Annotated in this window: 21 protein-coding genes; 13 read left to right on the plus strand and 8 right to left on the minus strand. The window is 42.6% G+C overall.

Annotated features, from left to right (window positions below):
• Positions 1-5: 5 nt before the first annotated feature.
• From AOB57_RS02540 to leuS, 3 genes are all read left to right on the plus strand, one after another.
• Entirely contained in the window at positions 6-341 is a 336-nt protein-coding gene (locus tag AOB57_RS02540) for a DUF1622 domain-containing protein (RefSeq protein ID WP_054298499.1), read from the plus strand.
• 325 nt (positions 342-666) lie between these two features.
• Positions 667-1,884, plus strand: a complete 1,218-nt coding sequence (gene thrC / locus AOB57_RS02545; protein ID WP_054298500.1) for a threonine synthase — start codon at positions 667-669, stop codon at positions 1,882-1,884.
• A 33-nt stretch (positions 1,885-1,917) separates the two neighbouring features.
• Complete coding sequence (leuS, locus tag AOB57_RS02550; RefSeq protein ID WP_054298654.1) at positions 1,918-4,821, plus strand: leucine--tRNA ligase; 2,904 nt, start codon at positions 1,918-1,920, stop codon at positions 4,819-4,821.
• A gap of 312 nt (positions 4,822-5,133) precedes the next feature.
• Here leuS and AOB57_RS02555 read toward each other — a convergent pair whose 3' ends face one another.
• On the minus strand, positions 5,134-5,979 hold the full coding sequence (locus AOB57_RS02555; RefSeq protein WP_054298501.1) for a nitrilase-related carbon-nitrogen hydrolase: 846 nt from the start codon (positions 5,977-5,979) through the stop codon (positions 5,134-5,136).
• 79 nt (positions 5,980-6,058) lie between these two features.
• Positions 6,059-6,721, minus strand: a complete 663-nt coding sequence (locus AOB57_RS02560) for a hypothetical protein (RefSeq protein WP_226999607.1) — start codon at positions 6,719-6,721, stop codon at positions 6,059-6,061.
• A 546-nt stretch (positions 6,722-7,267) separates the two neighbouring features.
• Here AOB57_RS02560 and AOB57_RS02565 point away from each other — a divergent pair.
• The 5 genes from AOB57_RS02565 (at position 7,268) to AOB57_RS02585 (ending at position 10,996) form a co-directional block, all read left to right on the plus strand.
• Positions 7,268-7,471: a pyruvoyl-dependent arginine decarboxylase gene (locus AOB57_RS02565; protein WP_054298502.1), complete on the plus strand. Its 204-nt coding sequence runs from the start codon at positions 7,268-7,270 to the stop codon at positions 7,469-7,471.
• A 362-nt stretch (positions 7,472-7,833) separates the two neighbouring features.
• Positions 7,834-8,871 (plus strand): deoxyhypusine synthase, encoded by a 1,038-nt coding sequence (locus AOB57_RS02570; protein ID WP_054298503.1) that lies wholly within the window; start codon positions 7,834-7,836, stop codon positions 8,869-8,871.
• 63 nt (positions 8,872-8,934) lie between these two features.
• Complete coding sequence (locus tag AOB57_RS02575) at positions 8,935-9,456, plus strand: ArsR family transcriptional regulator (RefSeq protein WP_054298504.1); 522 nt, start codon at positions 8,935-8,937, stop codon at positions 9,454-9,456.
• Positions 9,456-10,244, plus strand: a complete 789-nt coding sequence (locus tag AOB57_RS02580) for a DUF7839 domain-containing protein (protein WP_193726287.1) — start codon at positions 9,456-9,458, stop codon at positions 10,242-10,244. Before AOB57_RS02575 ends, AOB57_RS02580 begins: the two co-directional genes overlap by 1 nt.
• 176 nt (positions 10,245-10,420) lie before the next feature.
• Positions 10,421-10,996, plus strand: a complete 576-nt coding sequence (locus AOB57_RS02585) for a metallophosphoesterase (RefSeq protein WP_054298506.1) — start codon at positions 10,421-10,423, stop codon at positions 10,994-10,996.
• A gap of 130 nt (positions 10,997-11,126) precedes the next feature.
• Here the strand turns inward: AOB57_RS02585 and AOB57_RS02590 are convergent, their stop codons facing one another.
• The 4 genes from AOB57_RS02590 to AOB57_RS02605 form a co-directional block, all read right to left on the minus strand.
• Entirely contained in the window at positions 11,127-11,348 is a 222-nt protein-coding gene (locus tag AOB57_RS02590) for a hypothetical protein (RefSeq protein WP_048168232.1), read from the minus strand.
• 356 nt (positions 11,349-11,704) lie between these two features.
• On the minus strand, positions 11,705-12,271 hold the full coding sequence (locus tag AOB57_RS02595; protein ID WP_054298507.1) for an RPA family protein: 567 nt from the start codon (positions 12,269-12,271) through the stop codon (positions 11,705-11,707).
• The gene (locus AOB57_RS02600) at positions 12,272-13,543 is read right to left on the minus strand and encodes a replication protein A (RefSeq protein WP_054298508.1); all 1,272 of its coding nucleotides are present in this window, start codon (positions 13,541-13,543) and stop codon (positions 12,272-12,274) included.
• 334 nt (positions 13,544-13,877) lie between these two features.
• Positions 13,878-15,716: a cation:proton antiporter domain-containing protein gene (locus AOB57_RS02605; protein WP_054298510.1), complete on the minus strand. Its 1,839-nt coding sequence runs from the start codon at positions 15,714-15,716 to the stop codon at positions 13,878-13,880.
• Positions 15,717-16,707: 991 nt separating this feature from the next.
• Here AOB57_RS02605 and glmU (AOB57_RS02610) point away from each other — a divergent pair.
• The 4 genes from glmU (AOB57_RS02610) to glmU (AOB57_RS02625) all read left to right on the plus strand — a co-directional run bounded on the left by glmU (AOB57_RS02610) (position 16,708) and on the right by glmU (AOB57_RS02625) (position 22,379).
• Positions 16,708-17,925, plus strand: coding sequence for a bifunctional sugar-1-phosphate nucleotidylyltransferase/acetyltransferase (glmU, locus tag AOB57_RS02610; protein ID WP_054298511.1), 1,218 nt, complete (start codon positions 16,708-16,710; stop codon positions 17,923-17,925).
• Between the two features lie 18 nt (positions 17,926-17,943).
• On the plus strand, positions 17,944-19,797 hold the full coding sequence (gene glmS, locus AOB57_RS02615) for a glutamine--fructose-6-phosphate transaminase (isomerizing) (RefSeq protein WP_054298512.1): 1,854 nt from the start codon (positions 17,944-17,946) through the stop codon (positions 19,795-19,797).
• 87 nt (positions 19,798-19,884) lie between these two features.
• Positions 19,885-21,189: a phosphoglucosamine mutase gene (gene glmM, locus AOB57_RS02620; protein WP_054298513.1), complete on the plus strand. Its 1,305-nt coding sequence runs from the start codon at positions 19,885-19,887 to the stop codon at positions 21,187-21,189.
• Entirely contained in the window at positions 21,186-22,379 is a 1,194-nt protein-coding gene (gene glmU, locus AOB57_RS02625) for a bifunctional sugar-1-phosphate nucleotidylyltransferase/acetyltransferase (protein WP_054298514.1), read from the plus strand. Before glmM ends, glmU (AOB57_RS02625) begins: the two co-directional genes overlap by 4 nt.
• 206 nt (positions 22,380-22,585) lie before the next feature.
• Here glmU (AOB57_RS02625) and AOB57_RS02630 read toward each other — a convergent pair whose 3' ends face one another.
• Entirely contained in the window at positions 22,586-23,071 is a 486-nt protein-coding gene (locus AOB57_RS02630; protein WP_054298515.1) for a hypothetical protein, read from the minus strand.
• A gap of 429 nt (positions 23,072-23,500) precedes the next feature.
• Positions 23,501-23,689, minus strand: coding sequence for a hypothetical protein (locus AOB57_RS02635; protein WP_167829516.1), 189 nt, complete (start codon positions 23,687-23,689; stop codon positions 23,501-23,503).
• Between the two features lie 635 nt (positions 23,690-24,324).
• Here AOB57_RS02635 and AOB57_RS02640 point away from each other — a divergent pair.
• Complete coding sequence (locus AOB57_RS02640) at positions 24,325-25,443, plus strand: AAA family ATPase (RefSeq protein ID WP_054298517.1); 1,119 nt, start codon at positions 24,325-24,327, stop codon at positions 25,441-25,443.
• Positions 25,444-25,562: the final 119 nt, after the last annotated feature.

Consider the following 25,562-nt stretch of genomic DNA (forward strand, 5'->3'; position numbering starts at 1 on the left):
ACAAGATGGTCTCAGAATATATAGAGACATTCCTTCTGGTCTTCGAATTGCTCTTTGAAGCAGTAGGCACAGCTATTATAATCTACGGAGGTCTAAAAGCAACATTTCAGCTTTTCCTCCGTGAAGTGTTAAAAAGACCCTACAATCTGGAAAAGGTCAGAAAAGGGCTTACAAAAAAAGTACTTTTTGGGCTTGAGTTTTATATTGTAGTTGCCATCCTTGGAACTTTGAGAGACCCCTCCAGTGAGGAGCTTTTACTTCTGGGTGGTGTCGTCCTTATCAGAACCGTGCTTGGTTACTTTTTGAGCAAAGAAATCAAAGAATATAAACTTGAAGAATAATACGGGACTATCTACTTTTGTAGCAGATCTGTTACGAAAATTGTCTTTTGAATTAACTTCTAATACTGCCCTTAAAGCTTGAATTTCTACATAAAAATTATATTTTATAGTACGTTGTAGACCCAGAAACAGTACAATTTAAAAACAAGTAGTGTGTTAAGGATACAAAATATTATTAAACTCTAATATTATACTAATCCGAAATCCAGACTATACTTACACAGATTATAACTATATTGATTTAGTCAAAGGCTGTTCCAGCCCAAAACGGCTAACATGCAGCCCGATATTGAAATAATTCAAAATTACCAACAGGAGCAATTTAATGTATCACCTGAAATGTATCGAATGCGGTGCAGAGTATCCTAAAGACGAAGTAATCTATACATGCAGCAAGTGTGACGGGCTGCTTGATGTTATTTACGATTATTCCTCAATTAAGATTGACATGGAAAAACTCAAGACCGAATGCCCTTCGGTCTGGAAGTACGCAAAACTTCTTCCTGTAGAAAGGGAACCTGTAACTATCAGGGAAGGCGGGACTCCCCTTTATAAGTGCGACCGTCTGGCTGAGAAGATAGGGATTAAAGAACTCTATGTAAAGCACGAAGGCATGAATCCTACAGGCTCTTTTAAAGACAGGGGAATGACTGTAGGAGTTACTAAAGCCCTTGAGCTTGGTATGAATACGGTTGCCTGTGCATCTACCGGGAACACGTCAGCAGCCCTTGCAATTTATGGGGCAAAAGCCGGAATTCCTGTAGTCGTACTTTTGCCTGCAGGAAAAGTCGCTCTTGGAAAGGTAGCTCAGGCCCTTATGCACGGGGCAAAGGTGCTCAGTATTCGCGGAAACTTTGACGATGCTCTTGCCCTTGTGCGCACCCTCTGCACCCAGGAAAAAATTTATCTCCTTAACTCTATCAACCCCTACAGGCTAGAAGGCCAGAAGACTATAGGTTTTGAGATTGCAGACCAGCTCGGATTCAGGGTTCCTGACAGAATTGTCCTCCCCGTAGGAAATGCAGGCAACATTACCGCAATTTATAAAGGCTTCAGGGAGTTTAAGAAGCTCGGCATAACCGATTCACTCCCGAAGATGACCGGAATTCAGGCTGAAGGTTCCTGCCCAATAGTAAAAGCCATAAAGAACGGAGCCCCGGAAATTATTCCCGAGGAAAAACCCGAAACTGTTGCAACTGCAATAAGGATTGGAAACCCCGTTAACGCAAAGAAAGCCCTGACTGCAATCCGGGAGTCAGGGGGGACCGCCGAATCCGTTACTGATGAAGAAATCCTTGCAGCCCAGAAAGACCTTGCAAGGCTTGAAGGCATAGGAGTCGAACCTGCGAGTGCAGCCTCGGTTGCAGGACTCAAGAAACTGGTCGATCTTGGCGTTATAGGCAGAGACGAAACTGTTGTCTGTATCACTACAGGCCACCTGCTTAAAGATCCTCAAACCGTAATTGATGTCTGCGAAGAACCGATTGTAGTGGATGCCAGCATAGAAGCTATCAGAGAAGCTATCTTCGGAAATACTGAATAAAACCTGAAAAACAAACCGATGGGTGTGAAAACAATGGAGCCGGATTATAAGCCTCACGAGATCGAAAAAAAATGGCAGGAAAAGTGGAACGAAAGCCAGATTTTCCAGGCTGAGCCTGATAAACGAGAAAAATTTTTCATAACCATCCCCTACCCCTACCTGAACGGGAACCTGCATGCAGGACATACCCGGACCTTTACCATAGGGGATGTCGTTGCAAGGCACAAGCGGATGCTCGGGTACAATGTGCTTTACCCTATGGGCTTTCATGTGACAGGCACACCCATTGTGGGGCTTGCCGAACTGATTGCAAACCGGGACCCTCAGACTCTGGACGTCTATGAACGTCTTCATGGGATTCCAGGAGATATTCTCCCCACGCTTGATACCCCGGAAAAGATCGTTGATTATTTCAAGCGTGAATCCGAGAAAGCCATGCGTAATATCGGGTATTCTATTGACTGGAGGCGCAAGTTTACCACGACTGACCCGACATATAAGAAGTTCATTGAGTGGCAGTACATCCGGCTTGAAGAAAAGGGCCTCATTGTGAAAGGCTCGCATCCTGTAAAATGGTGCCCGAATGACAATAACCCTGTAGAAGATCATGACATTCTGTATGGAGAAGAAGCTACCATCGTCGAATATACGCTGATCAAGTTCCGATATAAGGATCTGGTATTGCCCTGTGCAACCCTCAGGCCTGAAACGACATATGGAGTGACTAACCTCTGGGTCAACCCTGATGTGACTTATGTAAAAGCAAAAGTCACGCAGGATGGAAGCGAAGAGTTCTGGGTTGTCAGCAGGGAAGCTTTCAAGAAACTTACATTTACTGACCGGACAGTCGAGTATATTGAGGATGTGCCTGCAAAATCCATAATAGGAATAAAACTCACAAACCCGGTTACTGGGGATGAAGTAATTTCCCTTCCTGCATCCTTTGTAAAACCTGAAAACGGAAGCGGAATAGTAATGAGTGTACCTGCTCATGCACCTTTTGACTACCTGGCTCTTCGAGACCTTTACGATGCTGACCTGGGCGAGTACGGGATAACCGAAGATCTCAGGAATATCAAACTGATTTCCCTTATCAAGGTGCCCGAATTCGGGGAGTTCCCTGCAAAAGAAATTGTTGAGAGCATGGGAATTGAAAACCAAAAGGACCCGAGAGCCGAAGAAGCCACAAAAATCGTATATAGAAAGGAATTCCACGGCGGTGTTCTTAAGGAGATTACAGGAAAATACGAAGGTCATGCTGTTTCCAAAATAAAGGACATCCTTACCAGGGACTTCATCAGCTCAAACGCAGGGGAGACTTTTTACGAATTCAGCGAACCTGTAGTCTGCCGCTGCGGTACACCCTGTGTAGTAAATATGGTGAAAGGCCAGTGGTTCCTTAATTATTCGAATCCCGAATGGAAAGCAAAAGTTTACAAATGCCTCAGTGGGATGCGGATCATTCCTGAGGAGTACAGGGTAGAGTTTGAAAACAAGGTTGACTGGCTCAAGGATAAAGCCTGTGCCCGCAGGAAAGGCCTTGGAACTCGTCTTCCCTTTGATAAGGAATGGTTGATTGAGTCCCTTGGAGATTCGACAATTTACATGAGCTATTATATCATTGCCAGGTTTATCGAAAGCGGTGATCTGAAGCTCGAACAACTTACCCTTTCATTCTTCGACTATGTCCTGCTTGGAAAGGGCGACCTGACAGCCGTCAGCGCGGATACCGGGCTCAGTCCTGAGCTACTTGAAGAAATCCGCAGGCATTTCAATTACTGGTATCCGGTTGACCTGCGCTCTTCGGGAAAAGACCTTGTACCCAACCACCTGCTCTTTTTCCTCTTCCACCATGTAGCTCTCTTTGAAGAGGAGAAGTGGCCGAAAGCGCTTGCAGTAAACGGCTTTGTCTCCCTTGAAGGACAGAAAATGAGCAAATCCAAAGGCCCGATCCTGACTATGGAAAATGCGGTCAGCCGTTACGGTGCGGACATAACAAGGATGTATATCCTTTCCACAGCCGAGCAGACGCAGGATGCAGACTGGCAGAGGACAGGAATCGAATCTGCCAGAAGGCAGGTGGACAGGTTCTATTCCTTTGCTAAGGATGTTATAGAGAGCGGAAAACGTGCAAACCTGAGCACTGAGCTGAAACAGATCGACCGCTGGATCCTTTCCAGGATACAGAAATATATCCGGGACACGAATTCTTCCCTTTACTCTATTCAGACAAGGGAAGCAATCCAGAACTCCTTCTTCCTGCTGATAAACGATGTCAGATGGTACCAGAGGAGAGGCGGAGAAACCCTGCTCTATTATGTGCTGGACAACTGGGTCAGGCTTATGGCTCCCTTTACCCCCCACCTCTGTGAGGAAATCTGGGAAGCAATGGGGCACGAAGACCCGATTTCCCTTGCTCAGTACCCGCTCTATAACAAAGACCTGATAGATGACGGCGCAGAGCTTGCCGAAGAAGTGATAAAGGGAACCCTGGAAGACATTGAGGAGATTATAAGGGTAACAAAGATGACCCCGCAGACGGTTCATCTCTATACGGCCCCTGCCTGGAAAGCCGAAACCGTCAGGTGTGCCTGCAATATGCAGCTTGAAGGTTCTCTTGAGGTAGGTACGCTTATAAAAGCCCTGATGGCAAATCCCGACCTCAAACGGTTTGGAAAAGAGATCCCAAAGTTTGTGCAGAAACTTGTCCCCGAATTCAAAAGTGGAGGTGCAGAACGGTATGAGGTCTTTGCAGGTCCGGGGCTTGATGAGCAGGCTCTCCTGAAAGAATCAGCTTCCTTCCTGGAAAAAGAGATCGGTTGCCCTGTTGAAGTCCACAGTGCCGACTCACCTGCCTTTGACCCTGAAAAGAAGTCAAGGTTTGCCGAGCCGCTAAGGCCAGCAATTTACATCGAGCAGGCAAAGAAAGAAGAGTAAAAGAAGCTTTCAGACTTCTTATATTCTTTTTCAACTCCAACTTTTTGTGCTTCTAGTAGCACACTATCTTTTTACATTATCTTTTATTATATTATGGCTCTTACATATTTATTTCTGACACTCAGAGTCGTGTACTGAGTTAAGAGTCGTGTACTGAGTTAATAAAAATCGCAGGAACAAAGCTCTGTCTACGTTATTCCACTATATATCGAGGATTTACTTTTCCGAGGCATGAATATAGTATTAAAGAAATCATAATAAGCAATTTGAGAAGATATTTTAATCAGAAATTGCAAAATTGTATTGTTGAAGTCAGATATAAAGCTCTGTTCTCCTATCCTCAAATACAGGAATAAACTTTCGAATCTCATCTTTTGCGGACAGGTCAAGCTCGCAGACAATTACACATTCTCGATCGCTTGCATCGGCTTTTACTTCACCCCAGGCGTCAATTATCATTGAGTTTCCGAAATAAGTGCAGTCGGGAGCCGAACCCATGCGGTTGCAGGCAATATGCGGGATCTGGTTTTCGATTGCTCTTGCCTTTGCAAGGATTCTCCAGTGCTCAGATCTGGGATTTGGGAAAGCTGCGGTCGTAACAAGAAGGTCAGAACCGGCAAGAGCAAGCTTTCTTGTAACTTCAGGGAAACGAAGCTCGTAGCAGATCTGGAAACCGATTTTCAGGTTCCTCTTTTTTAAAGCAATAGGTTCGATTGAGCTTCCCCTGGAAAAATACTGGTTTTCACCCTTAAAAGGATGAGTTTTCCGGTAAGTGCCTGCTAAAATTCCTGATTCAAAGCAAAAGCCGAGATTATAATAAAGCACTGAATTATCTGAGCTCGAAATAGCGGGCTTTTGAGAATCCGCAAGTTCCCTGCTGCCAGAAACTTCTCCCGAAACAACTTTTTCAATTATTGAACCCATGATAATGCAGTCATTGGCTTCGGAAAAACATGCCAGGTTTTCAAGAACAGGAGAAGGCAGGGTTTCTGCTGCATGTTCAAAACGCTCATAGCAAAAGCCTGTTGAAAAGAGTTCGGGAAAAACGATAAGTTCAGCTCCTCCTCTTACGGCTTCGTGAGCCATATAAAGGGCTTTTTCAAGGTTTTTCTGCTTCCTGCAGTGCAGCACATCCATCTGGACACAAGCAACTTTCATATCCGAACCACCAGCCAGCAACAGCATCAACAATATAAACTCTGTTATGTAAAGTTTCAATTAAACGATTAAAATCTTTTCAAGGAAGCAGGGTAGTTTGCTTGCTTTTCGCTACCAGACCCTCGAGATCGATCCTGTTTCTAATCAACCCTGCAAACACTTCGTTCGCAAACCTTGTAATTTCTTCCCTGTTTTCATGTATTTCATACGCAGGGTCATCGGGAGGTATTTCAATCTTTGTAATATCGGCCCTGGCTTTCTTTAGATAAGCATCCTGAACCTCACACACCAATCCAGGCTTTTCCAGGTACTGCTCAAGGTGTTTTTGAGTAATTCCTATAAGCTTCAATTCCCTGCGAAAACAGGGTCTTTCAAACAGTTTTGAGATTACATATACTCCTACAGGAATCCTTGAATCCAGGTTGATTTTAAGAAGCTGGTCCCTGAGAATAGAATAGATTTCCTTGGAGTCTGGAAGTTCCTGAGACCTGGACTCCCTGACTTTTCCAGATAGAGATTCCGTGGTCTTCTCAGGCAGGGCATAGATTTTCGAAGGAGGGACTTCGGTTTCCTCAAGAATGTTAAGATCCCTGAGTGCCCTGAGATAGCCTGTAAGAACAAGGCGATGCTCTTCTATTCCTCTGGCTTTCAGTTCTCTGGAAAGCCCGCTGATCGAGAGTTGTCTGCCTTCAAGTAGTTCAAGGAGTTTGGAATTGAGATTTTCTTCCATCTGTACCGACATCACATTTTATTGCTGTTATTGCTGTTAATTAACTTTCAAAGGCTCAGGACGGTAAAATCTTCTGCCTTTAGGGACAGCCAGACGGATAAGCCTGTGTTTCTCCTGAATCTTTTAAAAAGATCTAATCTTTCCTGGTCTGAGAGGCGATTAAGCAAGAAAATTGCAGAGAGTAATACACGATGTAATTATCCTGCATAATATAAAGCTTATGAGAGAGCCTGTAAGGTGAAGTAATATAATTGGGAAAGTAACTGATAGATATAAATAAAGGAGATTTACTTGACTATATGGATGAAACGTAAGAGAGATTAATCTGAGGAGAATAAACGAGAGATAATGTAAACAGTAAATTCCGGCGCTATATGACGAGTAATTCCCTGGAAAGAAAATGTATGAGGTAGTATAATCAACCAGGTCATTTTATATTCTTTATTAGTTAAATAAGCAGGAATTGAGCTTTTTCCAGCAGGATTGAAGGGCAACAATTAAAAATGATAATTGCTATCTGGTTTAAGTTCAGACTGAGTATTTCATAAGGATGCAAAGATGATTACGAAGTTAATTCCCAGAAAAGTATTCTTTACAGGCGGAGTTGGTACACACTCTGTAAATCTTGAATCATTTGAAGTTGCGCTCCAGGATGCTGCTATTGAAAAAATTAATCCTGTAACTGTAAGCTCTATCCTGCCTCCTTACAGCAACTGGGCAAATGAAGTACCTCTCAGGAATCTCAGTTTCCCAGTTCAGTAGATGAACATGGAAACTGGATGACCTGTAATCACTGCAGCAGTTTTTGCAATATGAACACCAATACATACCTTTAATTGCTTCCGAACCTATTTATGGACACCACTCAGGGAATATCAAAACTGTTTATCATGCTGTCAATTTCAGATTCTTTGCTCTGACTCAGACCTGACAAATTGGTGCTCCTTAAGAAAATTCATAATTGTTGGATCTCACCCAGTGAAAGAATCTGTATATATTGATATTTAATAAAAAATATATAATTATCTACCGTTACTTGCATTTCTTACTGCCTGTTGCCCAATGCCCTCAGGTATTGGGAATTACATGCAAAACTATGACTATTTGCTTATCAGGAGAATGGTATGCGTCTTAATGTATTCACAGATAACCCAACCGTTCCGATAGATGTAAAGGACAGGTCTATAAGCGAATTGATGGACGGAATGCTCAAAACAGGCTTCCAGGGAAGGAAGCTGGCAGAATCCGTTCAGGCCTGGTACAACATGTTAAAAGAAGAGGATATGACCGTGCTTATGGGTCTGTCAGGGGCGATGGTCCCTGCTGGCATGCGAAGGGTTATTTCTTATATGATCCGGGAGAGAATGATAGACTGCCTTGTAAGTACAGGGGCGAACCTGTTCCATGACTCACACGAAGCACTTGGCAAGAAGCATTATATAGGTTCACATCTGGCTGACGACGAGAAACTCTTTGAGCATGGTGTGGACAGAATTTACGATGTTTTTGCAGTGGAGGAGGAGTTCAGGACTGCAGATAACCTGATTGCGGATTTTGCAGAAGAAATTGGAGAAATTTCCTGTTCATCAAGGGAGTTCATGCACCTGCTCGGAAAGGAATTGGTAAGGCGCGGAGCTGCAGAAGATTCCATAGTTGTAAGTGCATACAGGCATAATATCCCTATCTTCGTTCCTGCACTTTCGGACAGTTCAATAGGGATTGGACTCACGATTGCAAGAAGGAGAGGCTTGAGACTTGATATAGACCAGATAAAAGACGTTGACGAAGTTACGCAGATTGTAGAAAAGTCAGGAAAGACTGGCGTTGTCTATATTGGAGGCGGAGTCCCAAAGAATTTCATCCAGCAGACAGAAGTAATAGCTTCTATCCTGGGAATGGATATCGGAGGGCATGATTATGCGCTTCAATACACTACTGATGCTCCACACTGGGGAGGACTTTCAGGCTGTACTTTTGATGAAGCCGTTTCCTGGGGAAAGATCTCAGCCCAGGCAAAAAAAGTGCAAGTTTTCGTAGATGCTACTATCGCTCTTCCTATTGTTGCCCATGCACTGCATGAAAAATGCCGTGGACTGAAGCGGAATGCCCCGAGTTTTAACTGGGGAGGGCCTGAAGGGCTTGATATTGATTATAAAGAATAATCAAATTACGAATGTTTATTATATTTGAAAGCTTATAACGTAAGACGAGAAGGAGAGGAGTAAATGGGTAAAAGAACTCGGATAATTAACGATCCTTCCTATTTAGTACCATTACTCAGGACTTTTGGGTCAAGAACTCATAAAAAAATATTCGATGCACTTTCAAACAAATGGATGACAAAAGTTGAGATTGACGAGTTCATAGGTTCAGACTCGTCAAAAAGCCTTCACGTTCTGAAAAAAGCCGGACTTCTTGAGAGCCAGTGGAGAGTTCCGGAGGCAGGACAAAAACCCTCCAAAGAATACCACAGCTCCTATTCCAAAGTTCAGGTTAACTTCCAGTGTTCTTTTGAAGATCTGAGCGATATCATCATGCTTACTTTTAAGCCGTATGAGGAAGTCAAAGACGCAATAGAAGAACTGGAAAGGCTTGTTGAAGAAGGCAATACCTCCATGAGCAACCTCACGCGGACCCTTAATAAAAACCCGTTTTATATCTGTGCAGTTGCTCGCAGATCTGAAAGGCTTTCGGTAATGGGACAGAGGTTAAAATTAATTGAAGATGTAGAGGAGAACTACGATTGATGATTAAAATCCTCAAGACTAAAAGCGGAGTAACCAAGTTTCAAGTCCTTATTGAGATTGCAGCCCACCAGCCGAATGTAAGACAGAAAGAAATCGCTGCAAAAATTGGAATAACTCCCCAGGCAGTTTCCGAATATATTAAAGAACTTGTAAACGATGGGCTTATAGTTACTGAGGGCCGAGTCCGGTACAGGATTACAAAAGAAGGTGTAGAGTGGGTCCTTGAGAATGCCACAGAAATGAAACGGTACGCTCGCTTTGTCATGGAGGATATAATCAGCCATGTTTCAACCTGGACAGCCATTACAAAAGAGGATGTAAAGGAAGGCCAGCAGGTGTACCTGAAAATGGAAAAGGGACTCCTGTACGTTAGCAGCACGGAAAAAACAGGCGCATCAGGCAATGTTATCTCCGATGCAGCTGCAGGAGAAGATGTAGGGGTAACGAGCTTAAAGGGCCTGATCGACCTGGAAAATGCGACAATTACAATCTGCAAGGTTCCCAGGATTGAGCGTGGAGGGTCGAGAAAGGTGGACATTGAACGCCTGAAGGCTATGGCAAACTCAAAACCCTATATAGCAGCTATAGGTGTGGAAGCACTTATCGCCCTGCGCAAGATTGGTATAACCCCAAATGTTATGTTTGGAACCAATGAATCAGTCATAGAAGCTGCATATCACGGGCTGTCATCCCTTGTAGTCTCAGTGGATGAACAGGTCTCTTCCCTTCTTAACAGGCTGGAAACCGAAAACCTTGAGTACGAACTCGTAGACCTGACACTAGAATAATTTATCTTATTTTTTGATCGAAGCCGATGCAGCGGTTTATCTCATCGAGCGCATCGTTTTTGATCAAATTTTTTTGAAAACGTTTTCGATCAAGCTTTTTTGTAAAAGGCTTGTGAAAGAGTTTGCACATACATTTATCTTTAAATAGCATGTTTTATATAATCAGGAGATACCCCATGAAGCTGATTGCGCTTTCCGATACTCATATGAAAACCGGAGAAATTCCCCAGCAACTTAAAACGCTCCTTGAGGAGTGTGATCTTATAGTACATGCAGGGGACTTCAATACTGTAGAGGCTTATCATGCCTTCAACGCTGGCGGGAAATTAAAGGCGGTTTTTGGCAATGATGATGCTTCTGAACTCAAAAAACTCCTTCCCGAAAGGCTGAGATTCGAAGCGGAGGGGGTAAAGATAGGAGTTGTACATGAAGGTGGGCTTTCGGTTACCGACACAACTGCACAGGGTTACCTCGCTAAAGAAATGGAGGTAGATATCCTGATTTTCGGGCACCTGCACAGGCCTCTGATAGAGAAGAGAGATGTCATGCTCATCTGTCCCGGCTCGCCTACCAAACCCAGAATGTCAAATCCAAGTGTCGTGGAACTCGTAATCGAGAAAGGAAATATTAACGGCAGGATAGTTACGCTTGAAGGAGATACCTGTGAATATATAAAGTTCCGGGATGCGCTTAAAAAGCGCACGCAGGAAGAAGACCTTAACGAAAAAAAGCTTGAGCATCTGAAACTATAAGATATGGACTTGAAAGAAATCACAATCTGGACTACCCTGTGTAATAGCCCTGACCAGTGATTTCTTTGCTCTTGGAATCCGGCAATGCCCTGCTAAGTGGGGTTACAGGAACTAATTTCGCAATCCAGGTTTACATTGTTTCCAGTTTGAACATAACGCCTGTGCCCTGAAGACTCAGATATACTTTATCCCCAAATTCGAGAATTTTCTCGACACTGACATTGCTGTTCCAGTTGTATACGAAATCGTAGCTACCCTGCATGGGCTCGAAACCCAGGGACATCAATCGATGGTTAATCTCTGATGGACGGGCCCCTTCACTGCTGAACCAGACCAGTAGATATGTTTTCACGGCATCATCTCACATATCAGCTTAATTATTTTGATATTAAGTTTCATTCAAACACACATTGCTTATTTTATACCATGTCTCGTTCATTTATGTATATTTTGCCTCTTCTGGTTTTAAGACCGATGCGAATAAAAAACGTTTGCTTAATACAACCGGGGTTCAAGTATTAAGTAAAAGAATTTCAGGAAAAAGATAGAAAGAAGTAAAAACTCCAGTGAATGGGTAACAGGGAAAGAGGAAGCAGAAAAAAGAAACAAAGACCTGATAAGATGAAGGTTAATCTTCTAAATAAAAAAGAATTAAGAGGCTTTTGCCCCTATTTTACTATAAGGCTGTTTTATTCATTTATGATTTTGTTACTTTTCTTCGAGGGATTCAAGGGCTTTTTTGACCATTGCACGGTAGGAATCCGTGTCAGTCAAGTAGTGTTCTTTTGCAAGTTTTGCGTTTGAGTCTTCCTCTGCCTCAACTGCCCTTATTCTCTCAAGAGTTTGCTTTGCGGTATCGAGTACCCAGAGGTCTCGGGTAAGTTCATCTACCTGCTGGATCGATTCTGGTCGGATGGAAGTCAGGACATTTCCATCATCTGTTATGTAGGTGCTGGTCTTGCCCACGACTGCCACAAAAGCTGGTAGTTCGCATTCCGAAAGGAATTGGGTTGCTTCAGGCTGGTACTGTCCTGCATAGACCAGGAAGGAGCCAGTAGGGTCTGAAATCCTCCCCCTCCAGTATTCGGAATCCGTGCCGATATCTTCCTTTTCGATAAGTGTGCCAACAAGGAAAATCCGGTTTACCTTAGCCCCTGTGGGAGTAAGGATATACTGCGGAGCATACTGATCACTCTCATCCCTTGATGTCAGGTTCGAGTCCTTCAGTTCCTGAGCAAAAACTCTGCGGGCAGCTTCTCTGAAAAAGCCTGGCATTTACTGCACCTCCGACCTGGTAAGTGTTTCATTAAGGGTAAGCATTTCATCAAGCATCTCTCTATCCAGAGAAGTCTTGGGAGTAATCGAATCGACTAGGATATAACGGTCAAGTTTGTGCCCGGTGATGGTATAATACCTGCCCACTAGTTCATGTTTCAATTTATCCAACACAACCCCCGGATCAAGGGCATCTGCAGCCATTGCAATTGCAGCATCAAGGGAAATCCCTGCAAGCTCTTCAGTAAGTTCCCTGTTAATAAGGGCATCCTGGGTGGAGGTCCCGGAATCAAGAACCGCTTTTATCCTCAGGTCATATTCTCCTTTTACTTTACCGTGTTCTGCACAGGCACCTTTAACCAGAGCCCTTTTACACTCAGGGCAGCGTTTTATTAGGCCTGAGCCTGTCTGGATGTCCACCATTGCTCCAAAGTATGTGGAGGTTGCGGATCCGACTTCGATATCCTCATCAAGCTCTTCTATGGAACTTGACCGGTTAAGCTGGATCTGAGCTTTGCCGCCCCATTCATTAACAACTACATTTTTCAACATGTAGCTCTTGCCTTCTTCCATGTCAGGAAGTTCGGAGCTGGCCCAGTTAGTGAATTTAACGACACCTGTGTGGTCTCCTATAAGCCCTGCCTGCCCGATGGATTCGTGAGAGTTTTCCCAGAGCTGAACCACTTTTCCTTTGACTGTAGCCCACTGGCCTCCCGCAAGGTCAGAGATGTTTCTGAATTCGGACTCCCTTGCAGCTGGTGTGAAATCTCCGCCTCCAACTCCGATAGGTTCATCAAGCTTTTCCACTGAGCTGTTCTTGTTGAGCTGAACCTGGAACCTGCCGTTGTACTCTCCTACAACAACACTCCGGAGGAGGTAACTTTCTCCCTGCTCAAGCCTGGGCAGTTCAGCATTCTTCCATGCGGTAAACTTTATGATGCCCGTCTCATCCCCCAGGAGCCCTACCTGAGAGATGGACTCATGAGTGTTTTCCCAGAGCTGGACAACCTTTGCCTTAAGGTTTGCCCACTGCCCGTTTTCCGAGATATCTGCAATCTTCGTAAGCTGAGGCTCAGCCTGCCTCATATAAAATTCATTCTTAGGAATAGAATATTTCTTCAAAAAATAATTGGTCACGCTGCGCTGCGCTTCGTTAGAAGGAACTTTAAATTTAGTAATCAGTTCATCAAGTCTGCTTTCGATATCTTCTACATTTACATTGATGCCAAGCTTCAAAAATCGGTCTCGAATGGATTCGGCTGTTTGTTTCATTCTTTCTACCTCAAGCCTCTTGTTTATCTTTATTGTATAGAGAGGCGTTTTAAATTACAACGTCACAGAATATAAAGTTAAGGAAAGCGGAGTGAAAGTATTCACCACGAGCAGTGACCAATTTATGGGAAGCATGTCTTAAAAACTCTGCGAAACCCGAGGAATTGGCCCCTGGGGATATTCTTATGCAGGGAAATAATTACTTTTTTGAGATCATTTTTAAATCCCCGCCAGCAGTAATATTTGCTGCCTGCCTGGGTTCAACTTTGAAATCACTTCAATATTTCATTTTAAGTTTTTTTTGATAGAATATATTCTCAGGCTATACTTAAACTTATTTGTGGAGAAGATCGAAAGCACGTTTTCCAATATCTCCTTCCCCAATAATTGTGACAATGTCACCGTATTCAAGTATTAGATTGCTATATGCGATAATCGAACTCTTTCCGCGCTGTACCATGACTACGAGACTTTTTTCCGGAAAATTAATTTCCTTAATTGCTCTTCCTGTAATCTTCGGATTTGTAACCTTGACTTCCATGATATTGCCTCCTCCACCTACTTCACACATTGAGAAAAGGTGAGGTCTCCCTATCATATTGTCAATGACTGCCGCAGTTGTTATGGCAGGGCTCATGGCTCGGATTCCAAGATCCCAGAAAGCCTGAAGGTTTTCTGTATGATTTACCCTGGCAACCAGCTGGTCCCCCCTAAACCCGAAACGTGCTTTGGCAATCTGGCAGAAGAGCAGATTAGTATCATCTTTGTTTGTGGTTGCAACAATATATTTGGCATTCTCGATTCCGGCTCTTATCAAAGTATTTATATCTCCTGCGTCCCCCTGCACAGTCATGATCCCAAGATCCAGACATTTGTTACAGGCTTCTTCGGAAATATCCACAACCACTACGTTTTCCCCCCTCTTATCAAAACGTTCGGCGAGAATCCTACCTACTTTTCCCCCTCCGACAATCAAAATTTCCATAGGAATTACCTCCAGCTTCTGAGCCACTCTTTTTGACATGCTTCCAGTCAGGAAGACTGTGGTAATGACCGTCAGGAAGACCAGTCCCACAATAGTCTGGCCTCCCGGAACGCCAATCTCATCCAGCTTGATCGCAAAGTAAGTTGCAATCGAAGTTGGAACGACTCCCCTTGGTCCAACAAATGAGATGAATAGCTTTTCATTGGTGCGGAACTTTGAATTCCACATCGAGGCAAAAACAGAGATTGGGCGGATGAGAAAAATCATCAGTAAAACCAGAGCAATTCCTCTTCCCCCGATCCCTATTATATATTCAAACTTGATCATTGCTGCTAATAAAATGAAAAGTAGAGAGATCATTACAGTTACCAGGTCACCCTCGAACTCCTTGATAGTCTCTTTGTAAGGAAACTCGGAAGTCCCTATGATGATTCCAAAGACTGCCAGTGAAAGAATTCCAGACTCATTGCCAAGAAGTTCTGATAGCACAAAACATGCAAACACCGAGGTAAGAGTAACCATTTTGGCAGTTTGTTTGCTGATAAGCATACCCCTGGTAAAGAACCAGCGGAGAGTAAACCCACTGATGCCTCCTATTAATAAACCGATTGCAAGCCTTTGAAGGATAAAAAGGACTGCACCCATCCCCGAAAGCTCAGCTACAATCCATTCGAAAACTACTGCAGTGAGGATTACACTTGCAGCATCATTCAAGACACTCTCAAGTTCTAGAACTTTGCCAACCTTATGGCATATCTGGATATTTCTTATAATTGGACCGACTACAGTTGGCCCGGTTGCAGTAACCAGAGCCCCGAAAAGTGCAGAAATTTGGAGAGGAACTTCTATTAGTAAAGTAGTGAGTGCCGTTATCCCGAGAAAAGTGATGAGCACACCAACTGTGGTCAGTTTAAGAACACTTTCCTTATATCCTCTCAATTGCTTCATGTCAATCTGAATCCCTCCGTCAAAAACTATCACGGATACTGAAAATGCTACTATGGCAAGAAGCTCGTCAAAATAAATAGCAGGGTTTAGCAAATTGAGAACTTCGGGTCCTACTATGATTCCTTCAAACAGCAGAAAGATTATAAAGGGAATCTGGAAGTAACGGCTAAGGGTCTGTGCAAGGAGTAACATTACCAGCACAGCAACAACCAGTCCCAGGAAGTTTACTGAGTCAATCATGAGATTCCCTATCAATTATGCATCTCTTCATTAAAAAAATTATTGAGATTCCCAGTTGTTTTAAATTCAGAAATTGTTAAAATATTATGTATCAGGATTATTTAGAGAAGAAGCAAAAATCTAATTGAGCGTTATATTAAAATTTATTGAGAAGGCAATCTAAAAGGATCGCCTGAAACAAAAGAAAGAGAAGTATCGAAATACGGTATGACAACCCGGCATTTTTAGAGGATCCTTGTGTTTTTGCAGGATTTTACGGGAGAAATTAAGAGTGTGAACATGAATTTTTGTGGCTGGCTGTAAAAGTTCTCTTTCAGAGTGGATTAAAGCTGTTACGAAGCAAAATATGTGAGTAAGCAGGTACCCAAAATTATCAGCATCTGACAATCCGGATCTGAACTGGCATTTTATTCTCAAAGTACAGTTATTACTGAAATGCAATTTACATTTTAAAATGTTTATGTATACACCAGTTATATACTATTATATCCACCAGTTATATACTATTATATCTAAATTTATTTATCCTGTAGCAGTATAGAAAACTCCAGAGTGCCCATAACGGCTCCGAGAATTCATCACTGTTCTCCTTGAATCTTAATAATTAATTGTTAAATGTATAATATTATATGGTGAAATATATCTAGTCATTTTTCAAAAATTGCCTTAATTTTAAGCTTTAAAAAGCACATGACATAAAAAATTGGAAGTATTTATCTGAGTTGTGGAATAAATATTTTTCTATACATCCAAAAAGCTCAAATACTCTATAAAAACTAAAATCAAGATAAATTTGGAAGAGATTTTAAGGTTTACGTTCTCAAGAATGCTTATTCTATGAGGAGGATTAATTATTAATTATAGAGGATTACTTTTTTATTGTTAGTTATCCCTTATACAGGTATAACATTTTACATATATTTAGACAAAGGTATTTTGCGTAAAACTTTCAAAGGTAATGTATAAATTCTAAAGAAGGTTTTTAAGATCTATGAAAGCTATTATCCTTGCAGCAGGAGAAGGGCTGCGTTGCAGGCCTCTTACTCTTACTCGCTCAAAAGTAATGCTTCCCATCGCCAACAGGCCTATTCTGGAGCATGTAATAGATTCGCTTGAAAAGAACAGAATAACTGATATTATATTGATTGTTGGATATAAGAAAGAACGCATAATGGACTATTTTGAGGACGGACTGAACTTTGGAGTGAAAATAAAATACATCGAACAAAAAGCTCAGCTCGGTACTGCACATGCAATCGAGCAGGCAAAGAGCATGATCGACCCCGAAGACTCGGAATTTCTCGTGCTTAACGGAGACAACCTGGTGGAACCGAAAACAATAGCAGACCTTCTCAATAATTATGAGGGGGATGCAAGCCTTCTGACCGTAAGGATGGAAGAGACTGCAGGCTATGGAGTAGTTCTTGAAGAAAGGAAAAGAGTTACAAGGATTCTGGAAAAAAGACCCGGAGATCTGAGCCGTATCGTAAACACCGGAATTTATATTTTTACGCCGCAGGTCTTTGAAACCATCGAAAAAACCCCGATATCCGAAAGCGGGGAATATGCAATAACAGATACCCTCCAGCTTATGATTGATGAAGGAAAAATTGTTACTTCAGTTCCTACCGAGTCAAAGTGGCTTGATGCTGTCCATTCCTGGGATTTATTGAAAGCAAATGCAATAGTCTTGGATTCCGCCAGAAGCCTGAGAATTGAAGGAGAAGTGGAAGAGGGAGTTGTCATAAGGGGAAAGGTAACCATAGGAAAGAATACCAGGATTCGTTCCGGAACTTACATTTTGGGACCTGCTGTCATAGGAGAAAATTGTGACATCGGTCCCAATGTGGTCATTCTGCCCTCCACAACAATAGGAGACAATGTGTCTATCAGGTCATTCACTGAAATTCAGAATAGTATAATAATGAACGACTGCAGGATATATTCTCACGGGCAGATCTCGAATTCTATAATTGGAAGCAACAATACAATTGGTTCAGGATTCTTTGTTGAGGAGAAAGAAGGTCTGTCGATCATTATGAATGGAACTATTCATCGAGCTCCCAAACTTGGTACTATCTTTGGAGATGACAACCGGATTGGAAACAGTGTACTTGTGAAGGCCGGAGTAACTATAGCCGTCGATTGCCAGGTAGAGTCCGGAAACACTATATACAGGGACCTGTCCCGTCACTCGGTGGTCCTTTAATCCCAGAGAGGTGAAAAAATGTGTGGAATCGTAGGTTATGCAGGAGAAAAATCTGCTGCATCTGTTATCGTAGAATCCCTCAAAAAACTTGAGTACCGTGGATATGACTCTGCCGGGATTTCGGTTCTGGGCAGCGGAGTAGATACTTACAAATCAGTAGGTAAAATCGTAAACCTTGAAACCACAATCCCTAACAGCATAGGTGGCAATATCGGAATAGGGCATACCCGCTGGGCAACCCACGGAAGACCCAGCATTATGAACGCTCATCCGCACAATTCCGGAAACCCTTATAAGATCTCAGTTGTGCATAACGGAATCATAGAGAACTATATGACACTGAAAGAGCAACTGACTGCAGAAGGATACGAGTTTAAGTCGGAAACCGATACAGAAGTGGTCGCACATCTCCTGCACAAACACCTGTACGGAAAACCCGATGGGAAAGAAGCAAAGTGCGATCTTCTCACAGGACTCAGGGAAGCGCTAAAGAAGATTGAAGGTTCTTATGCCCTTGCAGTTATCTGTGCTGACGAACAGGGAAAACTCGTGCTTGCGCGGAAAAACAGCCCGCTTGTTATAGGACTTGGCGAAGGTGAGAACTTTGCCGCATCGGATGTAACCGCTTTTTTGAATTATACAAGGGATGTCATTTTTGTAAATGATTTTGAAACTGCAGTTCTGACTCCTACCAGTGTAGAGATCTTTGATAGAGAAGGAAAAGTCCGCGAAAAGAAAATAGAAAGGATCGAGTGGGATTTTGAAGCTGCTGAAAAAGCCGGCTACGAACATTTCATGCTGAAGGAAATTCACGAGCAGGTGAGTGCGATTCATAACACACTTGCAGGTAAGGTCTCAGAGCTTGAAGGAACCATATATCTCAAAGAACTTAATATGACTGAGGACGAGATAAGAAAGCTTTCAAGGGTTCAGATTCTGGCATGTGGAACCTCCTGGCATGCAGGGTTGCTTGGAAAATATCTATTTGAGCAGCTGGCAGGCATCCATTGCGATATAGATATCTGCTCGGAATATAGGTACAGAAACCCGGTCATGAATGACGGGACTCTTGCCATTGCAATTACCCAGTCAGGAGAAACTGCGGATACTCTCGCAGCCGTGAGAGAGGTAATGTCCTATAACTGTCCTACGCTTGCGATCACAAATGTCGTAGGAAGCACCATTACAAGAGAAGTTGACAGTGTGCTCTATACTAGAGCAGGACCTGAGATAGGGGTTGCCGCAACCAAAACTTTCAGTACGCAGCTTACGCTGCTTTATCTGCTTGCCGTAAAGTTCGCCTTATCAAGAGGTAAGTTAAGCCCTAATTATGTTAAAGGATTCATTACGGATCTAAGGAAAGTACCTGGCCAGATTCAGCAGATCCTTAACCAGAAGGAGATAGTAAAAGAATGTGCAGAGATTTTTGCTCACGCAAAGAGTTATTTCTTCCTCGGCAGGCACCTGAACTATCCGATTGCCCTTGAAGGTGCGCTCAAGTTAAAAGAAATTTCATATTTGCATGCTGAGGGTTTTGCCGCAGGTGAGCTCAAACACGGCCCGATTGCACTGCTTGAAAAGGGTACTCCTGTGGTTATTATTGCAACAAAAGGGCAGACGTATGATAAGGTGCTGAGCAATATAAAAGAAGTAAAAGCCAGGGATGCTACAGTTATCGCAATTGCCGGGAATAAAGACTCCGAGATTGGAAAATATGCAGATGTTGTCCTTACGGTTCCTCAAAGTAGCGAACTGCTTTCTCCGCTGCTCAATGTTGTAGTCCTCCAGCTGCTTGCTTATTATACTGCGCTTGCCCGGAGCTGCTCGATTGACAAGCCACGCAATCTTGCAAAAAGTGTCACTGTGGAATAACGGAAAGACTGAAAACTTAAAATTAAAAAATCAAAAGAACCTAAAGAGAATACACTTTACACTTCAGGAAACTTCGGAGCAGGACATATGAAACTCTTCGGATCTTCAGGAATAAGAGGAATAGCAAACAAAGAAATCACGCCCGAACTTGCACTTAATGTAGGGCTTGTATTGGGAAGCCGGAAAAAGACTGCAGTTATCGGGAGGGATCCCAGAGTTTCGGCCCCAATGATCGAGCACGCCCTGATTGCAGGAATGACTGCAGCAGGCTGTGCTGTTACAGAGATCGGCCTTGTTACTACCCCTACCCTGGCATATGCAGCCAGAGAATACGAATGCGGTGTAATGGTTACAGCCTCCCACAACCCATCTGAGTACGTAGGAATCAAACTCTGGAATCCTGACGGCATGGCTTTTGACTCGCCGCAGCAGGAGGAAATTGAGAGAGCCATTGAGGATGCAAATTTTTCCAGGGTTCCATGGAACCGTATAGGCAGATTTGAAGAAGATGGAAATGCCATCCGTGCCCATATGAATATCATTAAGAAACTTGTAGGGAGTTCCAGCCTGAAAGTAGTACTGGACTGCGGATGCGGAGCAGGAGGAACAATTAGCCCCTATCTCCTCCAGGAACTGGGCTGTGAAGTAATAACCCTGAATGCCCAACCTGATGGCCACTTCCCTGCGAGAAACCCGGAGCCGAGTGATGAAAACCTTTCCATGCTAAAAAAAGCTGTTGTTGATTTCGGAGCCGATCTCGGGATAGCGCATGACGGGGATGCAGACCGGATGATGGCAGTGGATGAGAAAGGCAATTTTGTCTCAGGCGATGAGCTACTTGCAATTTTCGGACTCTATGAATGCGACGGCAGCAAGGGAACGGTTGTCGTGCCTGTAGACACTTCATTGATGGTTGACGATTTCCTTAAAGGTTCGGAAATTATAAGGACAAGAGTGGGAGACGTCTACGTCGCAGAGGGTATAAAACAGTACGGCGCTATTTACGGAGGCGAGCCGTCAGGAAGCTGGATTTTCCCGAAGATTTCCTACTGCCCGGACGGGATTTACGCAGCTGCAAAGCTTGTCGAGATTGTAAAGGAAAAGAAATTAAGCGAACTTCGAGAAGAACTTCCAAAGTATGCCACAAAAAGAGGAGCTCTGCCCTGCGCAAATGAAAAGAAAGCAGAGTTTATGGAAAATGTGAAGGCTAAACTTGAGCCTTTAGGAAAAGTCCTTGATATTGATGGTATTCGCGTGGAAATGGACAATGGCTGGGTACTTGTTCGCCCCTCGGGCACGGAAGCAAAAGTGAGGATTACGGCTGAAGCCCGTGAGAATGTTGATGAGATTTTCGAGATGGCTGAAAAGATAGTAAAGGAGGCGCTTAAATGAAAGCAGTTGTCCTTGTGGCAGGTAAAGGCACAAGGATGGAACCTCTGACTTCCGATTGCCCCAAGGTCATGCTCAAGGTTGCAAATAAGCCCATCCTTGAGCATATACTTAATTCCGCCATAGAAGCAGGTATCGAAGGCTTTGTCTTCATTACGGGTTATCTCGAGGAGCAGATAAAGGAGTACTTTGGGGACGGGAGCAAATGGGGAGTTAGCATAGAGTACGTACGGCAGAATGAGCAGCTAGGAACTGCAAATGCGATAGGCTGTGCAAAAGGGTATGTTGATGGGACTTTCCTTGTACTCAATGGAGATATGCTCATAGGACAGGAAGATTTAAAAGCCCTGGTCTCAAGGACAGAGGAAGCAGTCATTTGCGTAAAAGAAGTAGAAAACCCTTCGGATTTTGGAGTGCTTGAGACCGAAAATAATAGAGTTGTAAGGATAATAGAAAAACCTAAAAATCCCCCCACTAACCTTGCAAACGCCGGAATATACCTCTTCAGGGAATCCATTTTTGATTTCATTGACAGAACACGACCATCCGTGAGAAATGAATTCGAGATTACGGACTCACTCCAGATGCTTATCGATACAGGAGCGGCTGTGGGCTACAGCTCTCTCAATGGCAGGTGGATAGATGTAGGGTATCCCTGGGATCTTCTTAAAGCAAACGAACATCTACTGAAAGATCTCAGGAAGAGGTGTGAGGGTACCGTGGAACCGAATGCAACAATAAAAGGGGAGGTTGTAATAGGGAAAGGCACTCTTATCAGGAGCGGTTCTTACATCGAAGGTCCAGTAATAATAGGAGAGAACTGCGATATAGGTCCTAATTGTTATATCCGCCCATACACTTCAATAGGGAACCATGTAAGGGTAGGGAATGCGGTCGAGATAAAAAACACGATTATCATGGAAAATACCCATGTAGGTCATCTGAGTTATACTGGAGACAGTATTATCGGACGCCGTTGCAATTTTGGAGCGGGTACGAAAGTTGCAAATCTCCGGCATGATGGGAAGAACATAAAAGTAATGGTAAAAGGCAGAATTCTTGACTCGGGCAGAAGAAAACTCGGAGTGATTATGGGAGACGACGTACATACCGGTATCAATACAAGTATAAATACCGGCGTGATAATGGAAAAAGGGAGATTTACGTATCCCGGAGAGATTGTAAAACATTAATCCAGTGCCCGGGTTTTCGAAAATCCGATCAACTCTAAAAAAAGAGTCCATGACTTTCTGAGATCAAATAAGAGTTTCTGAAAAATAAAATAAGAGATCCTGAAGAATAAAGTAAGAGATTCTGAAAATAAGCTGGAGCCCTTTTCCCGGAAAGGAAAGGGGCATTTAAATTGACTTTTTCTAACGAGCTCGGAATAAAGCTGCCTTTATGCGTAAAGTTTCTTTAAGGACCAGAGCATTGTGCTCCGGAAGAGTCCTTCGGTTTTCACCTTTAAGGAATCGTCATTCATGCATTTTACAGCTTCTTTCAGGGGTTTGTCCGAATCAAGGATCTGCCTTACAGTTTTCTCATCAGTTTCTATTGTTATGGTAGGCCCCATCTTTGAGTTGGGATCATCAGGAGTGTCATATGTGTAAAACTCTCCTATCTGTCCTCCTCTCATCAGTAAAGTCACGTAAAGCATCTCGCCGTTTTCAAGCTTAATTTTTCCGGCAATTTCCTCACTGGCTACAAACCTTTTAAGGACTGAGGGAACTTTATCGAAATTTTCGTTGTAAAGCTCGGCTTTTGCACTCAGTTCTGCAAGGAGGTCATTTTCAATACTGGAGTTCTCAGGCGCTTTGTAAAGCTCAGCTTTTTTAATGTCGACTGCACTTGAGGTTGCACTTGCTATCGGTACAAACAAGAGCATAATTAAAAGAAAAAAACTCAGAGATCTGATTTTACTGTGAGAAAACATAATTGAAAATAAGAGAGAGGAATATAAATAAGTTATTGAAACAAATTAAGCCTGAAAAAGGATAAAATAATTAGAAATGAAGTAAAAGAAGTTCAGGCAATGAGAAGTATGATTAGCGAAAGATGAAGGTAAGAAATGGTGAAGGTGATGAAAGATAAGTGTAATGAAGAACAAAGATAACAAAAAATCAAATCAGAAACAGTGATAACGAAAAATACATATAAACAAAAATAAGAGAGTCAAAATAAGGGAATCAAAATAAAGAAAATCAAGAATATACTCGATTGAAAGCTCAACTGAGATTTAAGAAAAAATAAAATAAGAAATAAATAAAATTTACCGACGCCGCATTTACTGATAGTAAATCCATATCGATAAATATCAAAGTTTAAGAGAGGGTCTGAATACCTCGGAACAATATTTGTCGAAGACCTGGTCTTCAACCTGTTCGAATAATTTTTTGTAGTCTTTCGATTTAGGATCGTGCTTGCTCATCATTTTCTTGACTTCAGCATTCATCTTATCAAGAGTTTTCTGGTCAAAACCTTCCGTATTCTCCATAGTAAACATAAAAATCATACTCTGAAATTACCTGTTAGGCACTGAAATTCTTAAGTCATTAGTCTTCGATATTACCTGCATAATATTACTGTACAATGTTGAGATTGTGCAATTTTAAGGATTATATATTAGTCAGGCAATATACTCAACGTTATTGATAAATTTTCAAATTCTTTGAAAGCAACATCTGATTCAATAATTAAGAGTTTTATATTATTCATCTAATATATTAGCTTTCTCTTTTAGACCAGACCCTTGTGTGCACTGCAAAGCTCCATAGTCTTAAGATTCTAACATTAGAACCCTTGAGAGCTGTTACTTTACATAAGCGGTGGTTCAAGTATCTTTGAGATAATAGATCAGTTATGTCTACTCATATAAATATTTTACACTCAAGTAATATTCTGAAGGATTTATACATTGTGACATTGAAGACCGGTACATAATAATTATCTGAATTCTTAAGAAACCCTGTAGATAATTATATAGGAGCAGTTTACCACAAGTCTTTAGAAGTCAGCTTCTCAGCTTCACATAGGAGGTAAGTCTTTCGCAGTCGAATATTCTGCCTGGTTTATGGGTTAATTTTATTAGCTCTTCGGATTACTATATAGTTATACAAAAGTATTCGAGTTGATAATAAAGTGCGACCAGTCTCACAAAGAGTGAACGCGAAAAAGACTCATGAAAACAATACCGAGTTTGGAAAATCTACCTCTGAGCTTCTTATCCTGAAGCCCGAAGGTTATCCGTTAAGTGGCATGATGGATGAATATCCTGTTATTGAAAATCGGGATGTTTTTGAATTCTATGCCAGAGAACAGTGGAACGGGTATGTTGCCCGCAAAGGAGATTATCTCTTTGACAGGCGAATGTTCCCGGATTTTGCTTACCGCATTATAGATGTGGAACCTGCAGAGTCCGTAATAGGAAGTTCAACTTCAATTATCGTTACTGAGGAAGAAAACGGGCTTCCTTCCTCGGCAGAAATAAAGAGCAGCGTAAAATTTGAAGATGTAATCGGGCAGGAGCTTGCAAAACAAAAGTGCAGGCTGATTGAACGCTTCCTTGAAGAGCCCGAACGCTTTGGGAAATGGGCGCCAAGAAATATCCTTTTTTTCGGGCCTTCAGGTACCGGAAAAACCATGCTTGCAAAGGCTCTTGCTAACAAGACCAATGTACCTATCATTCCGGTCAAGGCTACACAGCTAATAGGAGAATATGTGGGAGATGGAGCCCGCCAGATCCACCAGCTTTATGACAGAGCAGAAGAGATGGCTCCATGTATAATCTTTATAGATGAGCTTGATGCCATAGCTCTGGACCGGAAATTTCAGGAGTTGAGAGGAGACGTAAGTGAAATTGTAAACGCTTTACTGACCGAAATGGATGGTATAGTGGAGCGCGACGGAGTATGTACTATCTGCTCCACAAACAGGATTTATACCCTTGATTCTGCTATAAGAAGCCGATTTGAAGAAGAAATTGAATTCGTACTTCCCGGAGAAGAAGAGATCCTCAGGATATTTGAATCGAATGTAAAAACCTTCCCCCTGCAAGTGGAGGGCTGTGACTTCCAGGCTCTTGCGAAGAAAGCAAACGGGCTTTCGGGTAGAGACATTGTGGAAAAAGTTTTAAAAACCGCTCTTCATCAAGCAATAATAGAAGACCGGGAGATAGTAACAATCAAAGATTTTGAAAACGCGCTTGCAAAACTTAGCAGGAAAGACCTCCCAGAGGGACCTTCAGAACTTTATATTTAAAATAATCCTTTTACTTTTTGGAATTTTTCTTTTGCCTGCTTCAATATAATTTTTTACTTGCTTCATGTAACGTTTTTATATACATTTCTCCTGCCTTAAAGAGCAGGAATAATTTTATG

It is taken from the genome of Methanosarcina flavescens (assembly GCF_001304615.2).
GTDB classification, from domain to species: Archaea; Halobacteriota; Methanosarcinia; order Methanosarcinales; family Methanosarcinaceae; genus Methanosarcina; species Methanosarcina flavescens.